The organism is Burkholderia sp. BCC1985, from assembly GCF_905339915.1.
Lineage (GTDB): Bacteria > Pseudomonadota > Gammaproteobacteria > Burkholderiales > Burkholderiaceae > Burkholderia.
In genome coordinates, this window is sequence record NZ_CAJPGY010000111.1 from 1 (window position 1) to 1,343 (window position 1,343).

1 protein-coding gene is annotated in these 1,343 nt (G+C 60.1%); it reads left to right on the forward strand.

What is annotated here, in order from left to right; genetic code table 11:
- Positions 1 to 53: 53 nt before the first annotated feature.
- Positions 54 to 1,304, forward strand: a complete 1,251-nt coding sequence (locus U4Z31_RS36855; RefSeq protein WP_111943846.1) for an IS256 family transposase — start codon at positions 54 to 56, stop codon at positions 1,302 to 1,304.
- Positions 1,305 to 1,343 lie beyond the last annotated feature (39 nt).

Consider the following 1,343-nt stretch of genomic DNA (forward strand, 5'->3'; position numbering starts at 1 on the left):
GGGCCTGTCAGTAATTTCGTGTTCAAGGCATATGATGCTCCGAAGGAGACTATATGCCTCGCAAACCGAAAGCCAAACCGGTAGACCTGCCGGCGATTCCCGCCGCGTTGCTTGAGCAATTCGGCAGCGGTCCGATGACGGCCGAAGCGATCAACGCCGCAACGATGGCCCTCAAGAAGGCGCTGATCGAACGAGCACTGGGCGGTGAGATGAGTCATCATCTGGGCTACCCGCCTGGCGCGGCCAAGCCGAGCGCCGTAACCAATCAGCGCAATGGCACGGGCGCCAAGACGGTGCTGACCGAGGACGGCCCGATCCGTATCGAGGTGCCTCGTGACCGCGACGGCAGCTTCGAACCGCTGCTGATTCCCAAACACGAACGACGCTTCACGGGCTTCGACGACAAGATCGTCGCCATGTACGCCCGGGGCATGACCGTGCGTGAGATTCAGGGATTTTTGCAAGAGCAATACGGTACCGAGGTTTCGCCCGATTTCATCAGCTCGGTCACCGACGAGGTCATGGCCGAAGTGACCGCCTGGCAAGCGCGGCCGCTCGAGCCGATGTATCCGGTGGTGTTCTTTGACGCGCTGCGGGTCAAGATTCGCGAAGACGCCGTGGTGCGCAACAAGGCGATCTACCTTGCGCTGGGCGTTCTGCCCGACGGCACGCGCGATATTCTGGGCTTGTGGATCGAAGGCACCGAAGGCGCCAAGTTCTGGATGAAGGTGTTCAACGATCTCAAGACACGTGGCGTTCACGACATCCTAATCGCCGTGACCGACGGCCTCAAAGGCATGCCCGAGGCGCTGGCTGCCGTGTTTCCGGCGACCACGCTGCAGACCTGCATCGTTCACCTGATCCGCAACAGCCTCGATTACGCCAGCTGGAAAGACCGTCGAGGATTAGCCGCAGTGATTCGCCCAATCTACTGCGCACCGAGTGCGGAGGCGGCTCAGGCAGAACTCGACGCCTTTGCCGCAGGGCCATGGGGCCAGAAATTCCCGACAGTCAGTGCAGCATGGCGCAACGCCTGGGATCGTGTGATTCCGTTCTTCGCGTTTCCGCCGGCGGTTCGCAAGGTTATATACACTACGAACGCCATCGAGAACATCAACTCGCAGCTGCGCAAGATCATCAAGACTCGAGGACACTTCCCGACCGATGAGGCTGCCACCAAGCTCATCTGGCTGGCACTGCGCAACATCACTGCCGATTGGGGGCGTGCTGCTCATGACTGGAAGGCGGCTATGAACCAGTTCGCCATCCTTTACGAGGATCGATTCGTTCGACCATCCGTGTGAATCTCAACCCGCCTTGAACACGGAAATCCTGACACCCCC